The organism is Shewanella sp. AS16 (assembly GCF_021412365.1).
Lineage (GTDB): Bacteria > Pseudomonadota > Gammaproteobacteria > Enterobacterales > Shewanellaceae > Shewanella > Shewanella salipaludis.
Map to the genome: position 1 here is coordinate 453,034 of NZ_JAKCLK010000002.1, position 16,663 is coordinate 469,696.

14 protein-coding genes are annotated in these 16,663 nt (G+C 56.7%); 3 read left to right on the forward strand and 11 right to left on the reverse strand.

Translation table 11 applies throughout. The features are described 5' to 3' along the window. The 9 genes from mshL to LZP73_RS06815 form a co-directional block, all read right to left on the reverse strand. Nucleotides 1-1,668, reverse strand: a complete 1,668-nt coding sequence (gene mshL, locus LZP73_RS06775; RefSeq protein ID WP_234233702.1) for a pilus (MSHA type) biogenesis protein MshL — start codon at nucleotides 1,666-1,668, stop codon at nucleotides 1-3. 24 nt (nucleotides 1,669-1,692) lie between these two features. Further along, the gene (locus LZP73_RS06780; RefSeq protein WP_234233703.1) at nucleotides 1,693-2,022 is read right to left on the reverse strand and encodes an MSHA biogenesis protein MshK; all 330 of its coding nucleotides are present in this window, start codon (nucleotides 2,020-2,022) and stop codon (nucleotides 1,693-1,695) included. Beyond that, nucleotides 2,009-2,662 carry a type II secretion system protein M gene (locus LZP73_RS06785; RefSeq protein ID WP_234233704.1) on the reverse strand — a complete coding sequence of 218 codons (654 nt, stop codon included), beginning with the start codon at nucleotides 2,660-2,662 and terminating at the stop codon, nucleotides 2,009-2,011. Before LZP73_RS06785 ends, LZP73_RS06780 begins: the two co-directional genes overlap by 14 nt. After that, entirely contained in the window at nucleotides 2,659-3,261 is a 603-nt protein-coding gene (locus LZP73_RS06790; protein ID WP_234233705.1) for a PilN domain-containing protein, read from the reverse strand. The genes LZP73_RS06785 and LZP73_RS06790 overlap by 4 nt, the downstream gene beginning before the upstream one ends. Next, nucleotides 3,258-4,139 (reverse strand): MSHA biogenesis protein MshI, encoded by an 882-nt coding sequence (locus tag LZP73_RS06795; RefSeq protein ID WP_234233706.1) that lies wholly within the window; start codon nucleotides 4,137-4,139, stop codon nucleotides 3,258-3,260. The genes LZP73_RS06790 and LZP73_RS06795 overlap by 4 nt, the downstream gene beginning before the upstream one ends. Nucleotides 4,140-4,376: 237 nt before the next feature. Then, nucleotides 4,377-6,290: an RNase E specificity factor CsrD gene (csrD, locus tag LZP73_RS06800; RefSeq protein WP_234233707.1), complete on the reverse strand. Its 1,914-nt coding sequence runs from the start codon at nucleotides 6,288-6,290 to the stop codon at nucleotides 4,377-4,379. A gap of 303 nt (nucleotides 6,291-6,593) precedes the next feature. Then, on the reverse strand, nucleotides 6,594-7,841 hold the full coding sequence (locus tag LZP73_RS06805) for a malic enzyme-like NAD(P)-binding protein (protein ID WP_169563880.1): 1,248 nt from the start codon (nucleotides 7,839-7,841) through the stop codon (nucleotides 6,594-6,596). Nucleotides 7,842-8,604: 763 nt separating this feature from the next. Beyond that, nucleotides 8,605-8,817: a 50S ribosomal protein L31 gene (gene rpmE / locus LZP73_RS06810; protein WP_169563879.1), complete on the reverse strand. Its 213-nt coding sequence runs from the start codon at nucleotides 8,815-8,817 to the stop codon at nucleotides 8,605-8,607. Between the two features lie 143 nt (nucleotides 8,818-8,960). After that, nucleotides 8,961-9,599 carry a hypothetical protein gene (locus LZP73_RS06815; RefSeq protein WP_234233708.1) on the reverse strand — a complete coding sequence of 213 codons (639 nt, stop codon included), beginning with the start codon at nucleotides 9,597-9,599 and terminating at the stop codon, nucleotides 8,961-8,963. A 115-nt stretch (nucleotides 9,600-9,714) separates the two neighbouring features. Between LZP73_RS06815 and priA the strand changes: the two genes are divergently transcribed. Further along, nucleotides 9,715-11,910, forward strand: coding sequence for a primosomal protein N' (gene priA / locus LZP73_RS06820; protein ID WP_234233709.1), 2,196 nt, complete (start codon nucleotides 9,715-9,717; stop codon nucleotides 11,908-11,910). 529 nt (nucleotides 11,911-12,439) lie between these two features. Here priA and LZP73_RS06825 read toward each other — a convergent pair. Further along, a complete protein-coding gene (locus LZP73_RS06825; RefSeq protein ID WP_234233710.1) occupies nucleotides 12,440-12,856 on the reverse strand; it encodes a hypothetical protein in 417 nt (138 codons plus the stop codon). A gap of 445 nt (nucleotides 12,857-13,301) precedes the next feature. Next, nucleotides 13,302-13,721 carry a thioredoxin TrxC gene (gene trxC, locus LZP73_RS06830; protein ID WP_169563875.1) on the reverse strand — a complete coding sequence of 140 codons (420 nt, stop codon included), beginning with the start codon at nucleotides 13,719-13,721 and terminating at the stop codon, nucleotides 13,302-13,304. 375 nt (nucleotides 13,722-14,096) lie between these two features. Between trxC and argS the strand changes: the two genes are divergently transcribed. Further along, nucleotides 14,097-15,842: an arginine--tRNA ligase gene (gene argS, locus LZP73_RS06835; protein ID WP_234233711.1), complete on the forward strand. Its 1,746-nt coding sequence runs from the start codon at nucleotides 14,097-14,099 to the stop codon at nucleotides 15,840-15,842. A 3-nt stretch (nucleotides 15,843-15,845) separates the two neighbouring features. Further along, nucleotides 15,846-16,424, forward strand: coding sequence for an SPOR domain-containing protein (locus LZP73_RS06840; RefSeq protein ID WP_234233712.1), 579 nt, complete (start codon nucleotides 15,846-15,848; stop codon nucleotides 16,422-16,424). The last annotated feature ends 239 nt before the right edge of the window (nucleotides 16,425-16,663 follow it).

Genomic DNA, 16,663 nt, shown 5'->3' on the forward strand with positions numbered 1-16,663 from the left:
CTATTGCGCCTCTGGATACCAGCGATCCAGCAGTGCCTTGGAACGCTTCAACTCGTTCTGCCAGGTATCGCTGCCGACCACTGTGGGTTTAAGCAAGATGATCAGCTCTGTCTTCTTCTTGGAACGGCTGCGATTGGTGAAGGCCTCGCCCAGGAAGGGGATATCCCCCAGCAGCGGCACCTTGGACACTGTCTCTATGTTCTCGCTCTTCATCAAGCCGCCGATCACCACCACATCGCCGGAGGCGGCGCGGATCACAGTATCCGACTCGCGGATCTCACTCTGCGCCAGTGGCAACTGCAGTGAGGCATCGCTGACCTTGATGTCTTTGGTCTGCTCCTTCACATCTATCACCGAGGGATGCACATGCAGCAACACATTTCCCTCGTTATCTATCTGCGGCGTCACATCCAGGGCTATGCCGGAGAAGAAAGGCGTCAACTCCACCTGGGGTGAGGTAATGGGCGTGGTGCTCGCCACTGTGGTCGAGGACACGTCCGTGACAAAGTATTCATCCTGACCGACCTTGATCACCGCCTTCTGGTTATTGGAGGCAGTGACCCTGGGGCTGGAGAGCACGTCCACATCACCCTGGGTACTGAGCAAGTTGATCATGGTGCTGAAATCCGAGCCCTGGATCTTGAGACTGGTGAGACCGCCCAGGGCGGTGGCAATCTGATCCGTCAGCCCAGGGCCGGCCGAAGTGGAAAAATTTATCTTGGTATTACCATCGGCGAAAGCACTGCCCAGCACATTATCCCATTGAATGCCCTGCTGATAGCCGTCCGACAGGGTGACTTCGACTATCTTGGCCTCGAGGATCACCTGCCGCTGCAGATGTTGCTCGGCGCTGCTGAGGAAGCTCCTCACCTGGCGCAATTCATTGGGGTAGGCGCGCACCGTCACCAGGCCGGCTTGGGGGGTCACCACCACCTGGCGGCCCTCACCCGTCTTGCCTATGATGGAAACCAGGGTCGCCTGCAATTCCCCCCAGAAGTCTGTCTTGGTCCTGGAGCGGATGAAGGTGCCGTTGCCTGTATCGTTGCCGTTATTGCTGTTGCCGCTGTTCGAGCCGCTGTTGTTCGAGTTTCTGTTGTTGCTCGAATTGCCGCCGCTGTTGTTGTTTCTCTCGTCCGAGAGGCGCCCCGAACTCACTGAGGTCAGGGAGATGCCGTCGCGCTCCATGTACAGATAATTGAGCGAAAAAGTTTCGGTGCGCATGCCGGCGGGAAAGACCCGCAAAACCCGTCCCTCGCGGCTGACTTCATAGCCGTAAATGTCTTCCACTACCTGCAGGGCCTCGCTCAGGGTCACGCCCTTGAGCGACAAAGAGATGCTGCCCTGCACATCCGGATGCACGGCCACGCTCAGCGGCGTGCCCTGCACCAGGCTGGGGAAGAAGACCCGGGCGGCCACATCATGGGCCGAGACGTCGAAACGACGTTCAGTCTGCAGCCCGGTGGCGAGTCCCGCCAGCAGACCACCGGCTCTCAACTCCTGCTGCACCGCATCCGGCATCGCGGCGGGCGGCATGGGGCTCTTCTTGGCCGCGGGCTGCGTCGCCTGGCTCAGGGCGTCTTTCGAGGCCCTGGGCTGTGGCCTGTCTGTCGCCTGGCAGGCCAACAAGCAGAGTGACAGCAGAGGCGCAATATATTTCATTCCATTCATTGTTGTTATTTTCCTATCTCGCCGTTATTGCTTGTCAGCCAAGGCGTGAAACAAATCCAGCTTACGGCCGTCAGACAGCGACACTGAGCGACTGTCTATGGCGACTATGCGTACACCCTGTACGACATCGCCAACCGCATAAATACCATCATTAATCACCACAAATGCCGATGCATCCGAGCTGACTATGCTGCTGAGGACTAAATTATCACTCTGGGGGGCGACCGGGGGCGAGCCGGCGACGGCCCCCGTGCCCGGCAGGGTAGGATCTCTGAGCGCCTGGGCTTGCACCCCAGAGAGCAACATCCCGGTCAACAAGACAACCAGGCTCACGCCAAGCTTATTTCGCCACACTGATAAAATCCTTATTGATGCTCAAGGTATAAAGTTCGAGTTCGATATGCGCCTTGGGATAGTCATGGACCCGATAGTCCAGACGCTTCCAGTACAACTTATTCGGCATGGCTTCTACCTCATCGAAGAAACGCAGCGTGCTGAAGTAGTCCCCTTCCAGCGTCAATCCTATGCCGTGGCTGTAGAGATTCATCTTCTTGTCGGTCTCTCCCACCTGCAACAGAGGCACGGGCGGGATAGAGGCGAAACTCAACAGCTTTATGCCTTTGACCTTTCCCAGTAATTCGGCCAGGAGTTGCGGCATGGTGTTTGCCGGCACCATGTCGACCATCTGGGCGTCGAGTCGGGTGTCCAACTCACGCATCTGTTGTTCCAGGCCCGCCAGTCGCTGACGGTAATCTGCATCGGGATCCAGGGACAGGCGCTGGCGATACAGCTCGAGTTGCTGGGTCGAGAGGGCATTCTCCTGGGTCAGGGACGCCAGGGTCTTGCTTGCCTTGGCCTGGCTCAACCACACGGCCTCCAGCGGCAAGTAGCATAAGAACAGCGCCAGCAGGCTGGTCGCCAGGGCTATCATGCCGCGTTCGCGGCGGCTCAGGCCGGAAAATGTGTCGACCCCCAGGCGCCATCTTTGCCTCATTGCCCCTCCTCCTTCGCAGCCATGCTGGTCAGAGTAAAGGCCAGCGGCTTGTCATCGCCCTGATCCATGGTCATGGTGGCGAAGGTCTCCCCCTTGAGGGTTTGAGTGGACTCGAGTCTGGCGATCCATTGAGGCACGCCCTGGGGCTGCCGGCTATAACCTTCGAAAACATAGGCCTGTTCATCGACCTTGATGCGGCTCAGCCAGATATTGCTGTCGGCCACCAGGGCCAAATCTTTCAGCAGCGAGGCATAGCCGTGGCTGGTCAAAGATGCCCGCTGACTCAGCTCGCCCATCAGCAGGCGTTTCAGCTCCAGGCGCTGGCTCAGTAACTCGACCTTGGCCACCAGGGCTGCATCGGGTTTATGGGCCTGAAGCCTGGCTTCGAGCGCCGACTTCTGCTGTTGCAATCTCTGTTGCTGCGCCGTGGCGAGGCGCTGTTGCTGTTCGAGCCGGGACAGCTGCCAATGGCTCAACAGGCTGGTCAGCAGCGTCAACACCAGCAGGACACCCAGGGCAGCGACCAGGCGCGTCAGGGTCAACCGCCGCTGAGGCGGCAGTAAGCTGAGCCGAAAGAGGTTAACCCGGGTCTTAATCACGCATCCTCCCGGCTGAGTTCGGCCAATGCCAGTGCCGCCATATGGGCAGCCACTGTGTCTTGTTCGAGCAAATTCACCTTCTGATTAAATTGACCGCCGAGCAGTTGCGTCAGCTCCCGGCTGGGCCCCTCCATCAGCACTTCGATCGAGGCCACGGGCGCCTGGCGCAGCTGACTCTCGAAATAATCCATAGAGCGCTGAATCTCCAGGCTCAGGTTGTCCGCCGTCCCCAGCGACAAGTCCTCGGCAGACATCTTGTCTATGCGGCTGAATCCCCGCACCCGGCGTTGCATCAACAGCTGCCCCTGCTTCACCACGGTCAGCAACAATTCCTGACCCGGCTGATGACTCAGCACCAGCCTGGCCTGGGGGTCGTCGACAAACAGATTGCTCATAGCCAATTCTTCTATGCCTATGCTGGTTATCTCCAGACCGCTGTCTATCATGGCCCGCACCATGGGGCTCAGACTGCTGCTGTCGGTCACGACAACATTCACCTTGGTGATACCTGGCAAGGGATAATCGAAATAGTCCAGATGGATCTGGCTCACGGGGATGGACACCATGTCCTTTATCGACCAGAGCAATGCCTGCTGCATCTCCTGGGCCTCGACCTGCGGCTTGTCTGCCAGTAGCAATTGGTAACGGCTGGCGGCCAGCAGCACAGAGACCCGTGCCTGGCCAAATTGTTTGACGACACAGGCAAACGCCTGCAGCCAATCCTCGGCCTGCAGACCGATCTCGCTGACCGTCGCCGGCCCCTCCTGGGTCGGTGCCCGATAGACCCACAGGCTATCGGCGCCGACATAGATGCCCAAGTCGGTCACTGGCTGTGGCTTTTGCCAGAAGGCAAACTTACCCAAAAGACTGTTACCCATGTAAACTGACTGTACCTCTAGTGGTTGATAATCAACCCATTATTCCCGTTTTTACCGCCACTACCACTCAGACATACATGCCATAGATATGTGATATCTTTTGCGTCAGAATATTGACGTCCGATATATTAACCGCTAATTGGTTAATTTTATAGATAAATGTTCTAGACATTAGCCATAGGTCGAATGTGGGCATTGTAACAAAATTTCGCCAATTCCCTATAACTAATCTCAAAGTTAACCCAGGGTTTCTTCCGGCTCACGAAAATACAATCCCTGGGCCGCACTCACCCCCAGGATCCTCAGGGTCTGCCACTCCTCGAACAATTCGACCCCCTCGGCACAGATCTGCACATCGGCACGATAGAGACCGCCGATCAGGCTGCGGATAAACAATTGATTCTCCTGACGGACATGTATCTGCCTGACGATGGATCTATGCAGCTTAACCAGATCGAAATGGTATTCCTTGATGTAATAAGTGCCTACCACCTGTTGGCCTACATGGTCGACACAGAGGGTGACCCCCATCTTGCGTATCATATCCAGCTGTGGCTTGAGCCGCTCCCTGTGGTGGATCACCATTTCCTCCGTCACCTCGACTATGAGTCTGGAGGTGAGATGCCTATGCTCCAACAGGCTGGTCTGCAACCAACGCATGAAACTGCGGCTCAGCAGTGAATCCAGGCTGAGATTAACGCTGTACCTGACGCTCCCGTTGTCGGGATCGCTGAGCAAGCCGAACAACACCCGCTCGAGGATCTGCCTTTCTATCTGCGGCATCAAACCACACTTGTTGGCCATGGGGATGAAGCTGGTTGCCAGTATGATACCGCCCTGCCCGTCGCGGACCCGGGTGAAGATCTCTTCATGGTGCAGCTGATTGTCCGAGTCCATTATGGGCTGACTGAAGGCCAGAAACTGCTTGTTGGCCAGCGCATTTTCCAGAAAACTGCGCCAACGGACGCTGCTCTTGAACAGCTTGTCGTCGACTATGCCCTTATCGTACATGAACCAGTTGCTGTTGCCCTGCAGCTGCGCGGCCCTCAGCGCCATATCCGCCTCTTCGACCAACTGCTCCTGCGCGTCCCCCGCCTCGAAGTAGGCACCACCCAAATGGTAGAAATTGTCTCTGTTGTCAAACTCGGGTAAGGGTTGGCTCAGGCAAACCTTCAGCAATCTGGCCGCCAGTTTATCCGCCTCACCGAGGGAAATCTGTGGCACCACCACGGCGAACTGGTTACGGGAACGGCGGGCAAAGATGCTGTCAGCCTGGGTGAGCAACACCCGGTTGATGCCGGCAATAGTCCCATGCAGCAACTCCAGCGCCGGCGTCTCCCCCAGGCTGGCCTCCAGGGCGTCGAGATCGTCCATCTCCAGCAAGTACAAGACGCCATAGGTGATCATCCCATGCTCATCGCTGAGGGCATTCAGGCGGTTCTTCAGAAACAGGTGATTGCCTATCTGGGTTTCTGCATCGAGGAAGGTGTTGGCCCGAATGAACTTATCCAGGCGCCCACGCTCCTTATGGGCATCCTGCAGCGCCTCGAGCAAGTGGGTCAGGGCGCGGTTAATCAGCCTGGGCTTGCCCTTGCCCGGCGTGGCCAGCGCCTGGTCATGCCGGCCTTGCAGGATCAATTGACTGCGTTGTGCCAATTCTTCTATGCCCTCCAATTGCCGCGACAACCATAGATAGCCGAAGCGGACGAAGAGGGCGATCGCCGTCATACCCACCAAGAAGATCAGCAGCTCATACCACCCCAGGCTATGGCGCGCGAAGGGCTGAGGCAAGGTGAGATACATTCTGAGGCCATGTTCACTGTCCAGCACATGGTCGTAGACGATCAGATTCAGGTCGTGGGTATTGCCCTCGTATTCGAACAAGAGCTCCCGCTCCAAACTCAGGCGAAAGGCCCCGGCATTGTAGGCAATCAGCATGGGCGGCAACCAGGCATCCAGGCTCCAGTCACCTTCGGCCTGGTAGTGCTCCACCAGCATGGATTCGAGCTCCATCACCTTCTGTTGCTGAAACTTATAAGTCAGCTGCATGAAACTCATCACTGCGATGAGTAGGCAGACGAAGGCAACGGCCGCCAGTGAGGTTAACCAAAAACTGGTTAACTTTTTAGTTAACATTCGCGTGAGTTTCATTTATCCGCTTACCCGCAGGATTATTATTGTGATGATTCTGGTTGAAATGAGCCAACATCGCGCGCCAAAGGCTCCAGCGATTATTCAGCAGGAAAGATTAAAAGGCAACCGGCAGGAAAGGGGCACCCGCCCCGGGGCAAAGATGCGGGCAGGAAGCAGACTCGGCCTATGGCCTGGGTGCCCGGGCAAGGGCTAGAGCTAGAGCCAGGGGCAGCATGTTTGTTGCAGGCAATAAAAAAGGGGCTAAGGCCCCTTTTCTCTATGCTCTATTCTCTATCATTCGTCCTTTGGTAGCAGAACGCCTTACACCTGATAGTGTTCGGGCAGGGTCGGAATAGTGGCAACGCCGGAGTCGATCGCCGCCTGGGACACGGCACGGGCGACGTTAGGCAACAACCTTGGATCCATTGGCTTAGGCAGCACATAGTCAGGGCCGAAGCTCAATGAACTGACCTGAGGGTAAGCCTCGAGTACCGAAGCGGGTACGGGTTCCTTCGCCAGGGCGGCAAGGGCATGCACCGCGGCAATCTTCATTTCATCGTTGATGCAGGAGGCACGCACGTCCAGGGCACCGCGGAAGATGAAGGGGAAGCACAAGACATTGTTGACCTGGTTAGGGTAATCGCTGCGACCCGTGCCCATGATGAGATCGCTGCGGGTGGCGTGTGCCAGCTCAGGATTGATCTCGGGATCCGGGTTGGAACAGGCGAAAATCACCGGGTTGGGTGCCATCATGGCGATCTCTTCGGCGCCGATCACATTAGGTCCCGACAGCCCCAGGAAGGCGTCTGCATCCTTGATCACGTCCTGCAGAGTGCGTTTATCCGTGTTATTGGCAAACAAGGCTTTGTATTCATTGAGATCGTCGCGACGGGTGTGAATCACGCCCTTCCTGTCCAGCATGTACACATTCTCACGCTGGGCACCACACTTGACCAACATGGTCATGCAGGCGATCGCTGCGGCACCCGCGCCCATGCAGACGAAGACGGCATCTTCTATCGACTTGCCCTGGATTTCCAGCGCATTGAGCATACCGGCGGTCGTCACAATGGCGGTGCCATGCTGATCATCATGGAATACGGGCACATTGCAGCGTTCGATCAACTCTTTCTCGATTTCGAAGCACTCGGGAGCCTTGATATCTTCCAGATTGATGCCGCCGAAGGTGTCGGCTATGGCTTCAACCGTGTTGATAAACTCTTCCGCCGTGCGATGCTTCACTTCGATATCCGTGGCATCTATGTTGGCAAAGTGCTTAAAGAGCAGGGCCTTACCTTCCATCACCGGCTTGGAGGCCAAGGGGCCAAGATTACCCAAACCCAAGATGGCGGTGCCGTTGGAGATCACGGCAACCGTGTTGCCCTTATTGGTATAACGGTAAGCATTGACAGGATCCGAGGCGATTTCACGCACAGGCTCTGCCACTCCCGGGCTGTAAGCGAGGGCGAGATCGTGGCTGCTTTGAGCCGGCTTGGTCAGACAAACTGCCATTTTGCCTGGAACCGGGAATTCATGATAATCGAGTGCTTGTTGGCGAATATCTGACATTTTGACATCCTGAAATGCGACATTTAATTTTATGAGTATGAGGCCTACCAAACCCAAGCATGCTCTGCCGATGGAGATCCGCGTCATTAACTTGCTGGCTGGTGCCAATTAGAATACGCGAATGAAGTGGGCTTTTAAACAATAGATTAAGATATTTCACCCTAGAGCGGAATCTCACTCGCTAAGGCACATTTTCAGCAGTTATCCTTCCCCATTCCACCCCAAATTCGCAACAATTTATGTAGGAAAATAACGTAAATTATTGCGTAAATACTGTACTTAAGACCATTTTTTTGGCTAAATTTTGACGAAATCACCATATCAGGCGGCTGAGCCGAGCAGGGAGAGGATTTTCATCTTGGATAGAACAAAAATGCCTGGGGTTTATTGTAAAAAAACAACCAAGAGATCCGACCTCTAGTTGAGACCCGCAGGCCCATCGGCTCGCGGGGCGAAACAGAGGCGTCCGCGCGTTTCAACGGCACTATGCGGCGGGCCGGGATGGCGCTGACTGAGAGCCTGGGTAATGCCCCAGAGCAGCAGGCCTGGGTAACAGCCCTGGGCATAGATCAGAGCAATAGGTCTGAGCATAGCTCGATTGCTCGTCGGCCAGGTATGGCCGCGACGCTTGACACACCAAAACAGCGAGGCTTGGCGGGGAAGGCTGGAACGGGAAAACATGCGGCCTGGGCAAACGGCCTGCACTGACAAGAAATGAAAAAGGCGCCCTGAGGCGCCCTTTCTATATGCATAGCATGGGTAATTACTTCTTACCCAGTACACCGAAACGCTTGTTGAACTTGTCGATACGACCACCGGTATCAACAACTTTCTGAGTACCAGTGTAGAATGGGTGACATGCACCACATACGTCCAAGTGCAGGTCTTTACCTACAGTTGAATTGATTTTGATAACGTTGCCACAAGTACAGTTTGCAGTGATTTCTGCATATTCAGGATGGATACCTGGTTTCATCGGGATTACCTCAAATGTAAGGCCATGTCGCTCTCCCAACCCGAAGTTGGGTACCACATGCAAGTTAATAACAATATGTTTAAGGCGCAGGATGGTACAGTATCTGCGCAAGGGACACAAGCGGATTCTCCGCCATTTGGCCCTCAACTGCCGGCCTGCAGCGCCTCGAATCTCAGCCTGGCACCGGCCGCGTCGCCCTGGCTTGCCAGCGAGTCCTTGCCCGGGCAAATCAGGCTGGCATCCCGCCTGAGGGCATCTATCTTCTGCCCGACGAAGGCCTGGCGGTTGGCCTCATAAATGGCCAGCATGGCGCCATAGACATGGGTGTGCCATGGGCCTGTGTAGCGACTGGCGATACGCCACAGGGTATCGCCGACATTTACCTCCAACCGACAGGCTTCCCCTATGGCCGCGCCGCCTGGGCTGCGACCGGCCCCGGGGGCATCGAACAAGGCCAGGCTGGCAATCTCATGCCAGCTATCGCCCCTGTACTGGCGTACCACCAACTGCGCCGCAGCAGAGGTCACATCCTCGACCCCGAACAGCTGTAACATGAAGCGACCGAGCGGCTGCACCATCAGCTTCTCCTGCGCCTCCCCCTGGCGCAACAGGAATTCGAGCCGCGACAGGTCCCGGGTATCGGCCACCAGATTGAGCCTCAGCTTGGGGTTGCCACCCAGCTCGAACTGACGCTGATTGAGGCTCAGATGTGAGACTTGCGCCCCCACGGAGCAACAGAGGAGCACAGGCAAGAGGCAGAGGATTTTCATCAGATGGCTCATTCGCTTACTCCCTTATTCCGCCCCAAGCCGGCGCCCCGGCACCCAAGCGATAGGGCTGGCTCTGCCGCCCCCGTCTGGGTACACTTAGCGGCACTATCCACTAAGATGCGTCACTATGCCCTTGTTTGTCGAGGTTGCCCTGCCCGTCCCCATGCGGCAAACCTTCAGCTACCTGGTACCCGATACCCTGACCCAAACCTTGGTGGCGGGTTTGCGTGTCAGGGTGCCCTTCGGTCGTCAACAGTTGATCGGCCTGATCACTGATATAAAGGATAGCTGCAGTCTGGCACCCAAGCAGATCAAAGCCGTTATAGACATCTTAGACCAAGAACCCCTGCTGCCCGACTCCCTGTATAGATTGACCCTCTGGGCCGCCAGATATTATTTCTGCAGTCAGGGGCAGATGCTGACCCAGGCCTTGCCCGTGGCGCTGCGCAAGGGCATGGACGCGGCGCCGAAGAGCATGACTCACTGGCACCTCACGGCCGCTGGTGAGGCGGCGGCACCCGAGTTGCTCAAACGGGCACCGGCGCAGAAAAAAGTGCTGGAGCGCCTCAAACAGGGCCGGCTGACGGCAGAAGACATAGGCCATCTCGACCTGAGCAAGGCCGCCTTCAAGGCCCTGAGTGAGAAGGGCTGGATAGCCGCCGAAGAGAGAACCGCCGAGCTGGATCTGGGCTGGCGCACCGCGCTCGAACTCGACGAGACGCCACTGAAACTGAATCCGGCCCAGGCAGTGGCGGTGGCGACCCTCAACCAACAGATCGGCTACCACTGCAGCCTGCTGGAAGGGGTCACGGGCTCGGGCAAGACGGAAGTCTATCTGTCCGTGCTCGAGAGCCAACTGAAGCAGGGCAAGCAGGCGCTGATCCTGGTGCCGGAAATCGGCCTGACACCCCAGACCATAGCCAGGTTCCAACGCCGCTTCAAGGTGCAGGTGGCGGTGATCCATTCGGGACTGACGGACAACCAACGGCTGGAGGCCTGGCGCCTGGCACGCAGCGGTCAGGCGGCCATCATCATAGGCACCCGTTCGGCGCTGTTCACCCCCATGGCCTACCCCGGGGTCATCATCCTCGACGAAGAACACGACAGCAGTTTCAAGCAGCAGGAAGGTGTCGGCTACCACGCCCGCGACTTGGCGGTGATGCGCGGTCATCTGGAAGCCATTCCCGTGATCCTGGGCTCGGCAACCCCTTCGCTGGAGACGCTGCAGAACGCCCTCAATGGCCGCTATCAACACCTGCTGCTGAATGAGCGCGCCGGCGCGGCCAAGAATGTGCGCCAGGGGATCATAGATATCCGCAACCAGCCGCTCAAGGCCGGGATGTCGACCCCGCTGCTCAACGAGATCCGCCTGCACCTGGACGCAGGCAATCAGGTATTGCTGTTCCTCAACCGCCGCGGCTTCGCACCCGCGCTCCTGTGTCACGAATGTGGCCATTTGCACGAGTGCGACCGCTGCGATGCCTTCTTCACAGTGCACCAGGGCCTGGGGGAGATCTGCTGTCACCACTGCGGCAATCAATACGCCATCCCCAAGCAATGCCATGAGTGCGGCAGCACCATGCTGATGGGCCAGGGCATAGGCACGGAGCAATTGGCCGAGGCACTGCAGAAGGAGTTCCCCAAGCATCCTGTGGTGCGCATCGACAGGGACACCACCCGCCTCAAGGGCTCACTCGAGACACATCTGGACGCCATTCATAAGGGTGAATACAAGATCTTGGTCGGCACCCAGATGCTGGCCAAGGGCCATCACTTCCCGGATGTCACCCTGGTCGGGTTATTGGATGTGGATGGCGCCCTGTTCAGCGCAGATTTTCGTGCCCCCGAACGTTTCGGCCAGCTCTACACCCAGGTCGCCGGCCGCGCCGGCCGTGCCAGCAAGCCAGGCACTGTCTTGCTGCAGACCCACCAGAGCGACAATCCCATACTGAGGGAACTGTTGCATAAGGGTTACGGCGAGTTTGCCCGCGCGCAGCTCAAGGAGCGCCAGCAGGCGCTGCTGCCACCGGCCTGGCATATGGTGCTGGTGCGCGCCGAGGCTCACCTTGCCAGCGATGCCGACGCCTTCCTCAACGCCTTCGCCGCTCTCTTGCCCAACGACAAGGAATTTGAAGTCATAGGCCCGCTGCCGGCGCCGCTGGACAGGAAGGCCGGCAAGTTCCGCCGCCAGCTGATGTTCCAGGCCAAGAACCGCAACCGCCTGCAACAGGAATTCGAACGGGTACACCCCCTGGTCGAGCAGCTGCCCGAGGGCAAGCGTTGCCGCTGGAGCCTGGACAGGGATCCCCAGGATCTGCTCTAGCCTCGGGGGAGGCTCGGCCATCGGTCCTTTGATTGCCATGACACTCTCGGTTAAGCAACGAATCGCTCACCAGGCTCGAAGTGCCTGCCAACTCGATATGCTGCCAATTCACCTGAGGTGCGCCTTTGCACTGCTACACCGGTGATACCTGAGTCTAGGTAAATTGGTTTCGATCCCGACTCTATTGACACTTGAGGGGCATGGAGTATCGACACGCCCGTTTAAGTAACGAATAGCTCACCAGGCTCGAAGTGCCTGCCAACTCGGTTTGCAGCCAATTCACCTGCGGTGCGCCTTTGCACTGTTACACCAGTGACACGCAGCGAGTCCATCCATGGATGCTCTGCGACGAAATCCCTTTCGTCGAAGGTCACTGGCGCAACAATGCCCTCTCTGGTGTTCCAATGTGACACCTGAACTCAAATCAGCTTATGCCGGTTCCGGCTTTCGCCAAAAAATGAGGTTTGGGGTGGACAAAATATGCATAAATATACTGACTAAACATCACAGTCACTTATTATGAGCCGTGCTACTTTGTATATGCTTTAACATAGACATAGTCAGAGTTACTATTGCCTTTGAAAAGCGAAACTGACAGTAAACCTTGCAAAGGCTCCCACCGTTTTTCAAATGCATTACTAAACGATGGTTTTTGAGCTTTAAGACCAAGCAGCTGTATTATTGAATCGGCAAATGGCTTGTCGTCAATGCCCTCTATTGTTATCCAGTCAGCTTTGCCATTAATAAATACGATTTCGGTTTCTGCCTTTGTAAACTGGCACTTTTCGCCATGCTTTGATGGGCCACAAGATAGCGGTGCACCAATTAGTTTGGAAACTTCAGCTTTATCCTTACCGACCAACGCAGGGATGTCTATTACAACTTCTTCTGCCTGAACCATTCCAGAAAAACATAGGGAAGCAACAAGGAGTAAATTCTTATTCATGGCAGGCACCTCTCCTTAGGTAACAAATAACGATTTTAATAGTGCGCCTATGCACATTGGTTCAATGCAAACCACCCTATCGCAAGCCACTGTTATATAAAGCATTCAATTCAAGAATCATGCTTTCCGACTAAACACTCATTAGACAGGCATGATATTGCGCTACCCCCGTTGCCAATGGGTACACCAGAAGAGGCACTGTTGCGCCAGTGACCTTCCAAAACAGGGATGTTTTGGTAGAGCCTACACGGATGTATTCACGGCGTGTCACTGGTGTAACTGTGCAAAAGCCCACGGCAGGTGATGGGTTGCATCGAGGCCTCACAGCTATGTGGGTCATCACAGTCCCACAAAAAATGACAGCCATGTGCTGTTATCTCTGCTCTCAATGCAATCAGCAAGTAGTGCAATCAATAAGTGGTGCAAACGACAAGGGGTCGCGCCATCAAACAGCATCCAACCATTGGTAGAAGGCCTGCTTGGGCAGCGCACCGGCCTGCTGGGCCACCACCTTCCCCTGGTGGAAGACCATCAGAGTGGGGATGGAACGAATGCCGAACTGGGCCGCCAAGGCCTGCTGCGCCTGGGTGTCTATCTTGCCGAACCTGAATCTGGGCTCGAGTTCGCCGGCGGCCTTTGCAAACACGGGCGCGAAACTCTTGCAGGGGCCGCACCAGTCGGCCCAGAAGTCCACCACCAGCGGCAGCTCCGACTTGTAGGCATGCTTGGCAAAGTTGCTGCCGGTCAGGGTGATGGGCGCACCACTGAACAGGGGCGATTGACACTTGCCGCAGCCTGGCTGCTGGTTCAGGCGCTCCTCGGGCACGCGGTTGAGGGTATCGCAATGGGGGCAGGCAATGAGCATGACAAGACTCCGGTTCTGGCTGAAGAAGGTTAAGATCACAGATTGTAGCTGAAACTGCTCCAGAGCTAAGCTCTGAGATCAAGCTCTGAGATCAAGCTCTGAGATTAAGCTCTTAGATTAAGCCCTTAGATGAAGCTCTGAGATTAAGCCCTTAGATGATATAGGAGCGCTGCACTCAGATGTAAAGGGCTGAGGCACAGGAGGAGCGGGCCGGCGCGACCCGCCGGGGGCTATCACAACCCTGGCAGGGGAAGGAATCACAGCCACAGATGCGGCAAAACTTACCGAGAAAGGGATAGCCAGAGACCATGACAAACGGCTAGAATATGCGGTTATTCCTGTAATCAATCCCGAAGCCAGTATCAAAAAGAAGCCATGAAATCACATATCCAATCTTTGCTCGAACAAACCCTGGAATCCTTTAAACAACAAGGTATAGTGCCGGCCGACTTCGAGGCGCGCATTCAGGTTGATCGCACCAAGGATAAGAGTCATGGGGATCTGGCGACCAACCTCGCCATGATGCTGACCAAGGTCGCAGGCAAGAACCCGCGTGAGCTGGCGCAACTTATCATAGACAATCTGCCGGCCTCGTCCCATGTGGCCAAGGTGGAGATCGCCGGCCCAGGGTTTATCAATTTCTTTATCGACGAAAATGCCCTCGCCAATCAGTTGCAAACGGCACTCGAAGATGAGCACCTGGGCATAGCCCTGCCCGAGCCACAGACGGTAGTGGTGGATTATTCTTCCCCCAACCTCGCCAAAGAGATGCACGTGGGTCACCTGCGCTCCACCATCATAGGTGACAGCGTGGTGCGCACCCTGGAGTTTCTCGGCCATAAGGTGATACGTCAGAACCATGTCGGCGACTGGGGCACCCAGTTCGGCATGCTGCTGGCCTATATGGAAGAGCTGCGGGCCCAAAACGGTGAACAGGCCCAGCTGGAACTGTCGGATCTTGAGACCTTCTATCGCGCCGCCAAGATGAGATTCGATGAATCTGCCGAGTTTGCCACCCGCGCCCGTCAGTTGGTGGTGTCGCTGCAATCAGGTGATGCCTATTGCAACAAGCTATGGCGTGAGTTCAACGATATCTCCCTCAGCCATTGCCACGAAGTCTATGCCCGCCTGGGCGTCAGCCTGAGCCGTGCCGATGTCCACGGCGAGAGCGCCTATAACGCAGATCTTGAGCAAGTGGTTAAAGATCTCGATGCCCAGGGCCTGCTGAAAGAAAGCAACGGTGCCAAGGTGGTATTCCAGGAAGAGTTCCGCAACAAGGAAGGCGAGCCCTTGCCGGTGATCATCCAGAAGGCCGATGGCGGTTACCTGTATGCCACCTCGGATCTGGCCGCCATGCGCTACCGCTCCAATGTCTTGAAGGCCGACAGAGTCCTGTATTTTGTCGATCTGCGCCAAGCGTTGCACTTCCAGCAGGTATTCAGTCTGGCCAAGCTGGCCAAGTTCGTGCGCCAGGACATGTCGCTGGAACACCTGGGCTTCGGCACCATGAACGGTGAAGATGGCCGGCCATTCAAGACCCGCAGCGGCGGCGTGGTGAAACTGGTGGATCTGCTCGACGAAGCCAATGTGCGCGCCCTGGAACTGGTTCGCAGCAAGAACCCGGACATGGACGAGGCGACCCTGAAGGAAATCGCCCGCGTGGTCGGCATCAGCTCGGTCAAATATGCGGATCTGTCGAAGAACCGCACCAGCGACTACATCTTCAGCTTCGAACAGATGCTCAGCTTCGAAGGCAATACAGCGCCATACCTCTTGTACGCCTACACCCGGGTCGCTGGCATCTTCAAGCGCGCCGAAGATGCAGATCTGAGCCAGGCCAAGATAGTCCTGGAGCATGAGAAAGAGAAAGATCTGGGCAATAAACTGGCCCAGTTCGGTGAAATCCTCAAGCGGGTCACGGACAAGGGCCAGCCCCATGTGCTCTGCGGTTACCTCTACGAACTGGCAGGCGCCTTCTCCAGCTTCTACGAGGCCTGCCCAGTGCTGGCGGCCGACACGCTCGAGCAGAAAAACAGCCGCCTGTTGCTGTCCAAGCTGACGGCCAAGACCTTGCAGCAAGGCATGTCGCTCCTGGGGATAGAAACCTTAGAGCGCATGTAAGCCATGAGCAATAGAGACTATGCCAACCGTCGGCCGAGCGGCGCAGCCAAACCCCAGCGTGCCTCGCGCCGCAAGCCCAGCCAGCAGGCGCCCTCCCGGCGCCTGCCGCTGCTGCTGACCCTGTTTGTGCTGCTGGGTGTCGGCAGCTTTGGTTATTTTCTGTGGAGCATCAAGGACAGCGCCGATCAGGTCCAGCCCGAACCGGCCAAGAAAGCCGCAGTGAAGCAACCCAAGAAAGATCCCAACGCCCTGCCGCCCAAGCCCAAGGAAGAATGGACCTATCTGGAAGAGCTGGAGAATAAGCATGTCGAGGTCGATGTGCCTGTGGTTGAGAACCGGGTCGCCAAACGCTACAAGTTGCAGTGCGGCTCCTTCCGCACCGCGAGCCAGGCCAATGAAATGAAGGCCGTTATCGCCTTCCAGGGCCAGGAAGCCAGCGTCAAGAAGGTCAGCGGCACCAGCGGCGACTGGTATAAGGTGAGCCTGGGGCCCCTCGACGGCAAGCGTGAGGCCGAAAAACTGCGCCACACAATGCAGCGGGCCGGCATCAACGGTTGCATCATGCTGTATTGGGAAGGCTGAGGACCGGCGGCGCCCTAGTGACAAAGATAGTGAAAAAGACAGTGCGACCCGGTCGCATAGCTTAAATTCGGGCCGGCGCATGCCGGCCTCTGCTTTTGCGCCATACTCAACCCGCTGCAGCTCAGGGAGCCAAACCCAGCAGCCCCAACCGGCAAAATGCCGCGCCTAAGCTTGATATTTCCCAGGCGATCCCCATATCAGGATTATCGTCCACCGGTGGTTGTGTGCCGCCGGCCAGA

Bases quoted from the DNA above. Each gene is read 5' to 3' on its own strand.
- mshL (WP_234233702.1), bottom strand. From the start codon at position 1,668: ATGAATGGAATGAAATATATTGCGCCTCTGCTGTCACTCTGCTTGTTG.
- LZP73_RS06785 (WP_234233704.1), bottom strand. From the start codon at position 2,662: ATGAGGCAAAGATGGCGCCTGGGGGTCGACACATTTTCCGGCCTGAGC.
- LZP73_RS06795 (WP_234233706.1), bottom strand. From the start codon at position 4,139: ATGGGTAACAGTCTTTTGGGTAAGTTTGCCTTCTGGCAAAAGCCACAG.
- csrD (WP_234233707.1), bottom strand. From the start codon at position 6,290: ATGAAACTCACGCGAATGTTAACTAAAAAGTTAACCAGTTTTTGGTTA.
- LZP73_RS06805 (WP_169563880.1), bottom strand. From the start codon at position 7,841: ATGTCAGATATTCGCCAACAAGCACTCGATTATCATGAATTCCCGGTT.
- rpmE (WP_169563879.1), bottom strand. From the start codon at position 8,817: ATGAAACCAGGTATCCATCCTGAATATGCAGAAATCACTGCAAACTGT.
- LZP73_RS06815 (WP_234233708.1), bottom strand. From the start codon at position 9,599: ATGAGCCATCTGATGAAAATCCTCTGCCTCTTGCCTGTGCTCCTCTGT.
- priA (WP_234233709.1), top strand. From the start codon at position 9,715: ATGCCCTTGTTTGTCGAGGTTGCCCTGCCCGTCCCCATGCGGCAAACC.
- LZP73_RS06825 (WP_234233710.1), bottom strand. From the start codon at position 12,856: ATGAATAAGAATTTACTCCTTGTTGCTTCCCTATGTTTTTCTGGAATG.
- trxC (WP_169563875.1), bottom strand. From the start codon at position 13,721: ATGCTCATTGCCTGCCCCCATTGCGATACCCTCAACCGCGTGCCCGAG.
- argS (WP_234233711.1), top strand. From the start codon at position 14,097: ATGAAATCACATATCCAATCTTTGCTCGAACAAACCCTGGAATCCTTT.
- LZP73_RS06840 (WP_234233712.1), top strand. From the start codon at position 15,846: ATGAGCAATAGAGACTATGCCAACCGTCGGCCGAGCGGCGCAGCCAAA.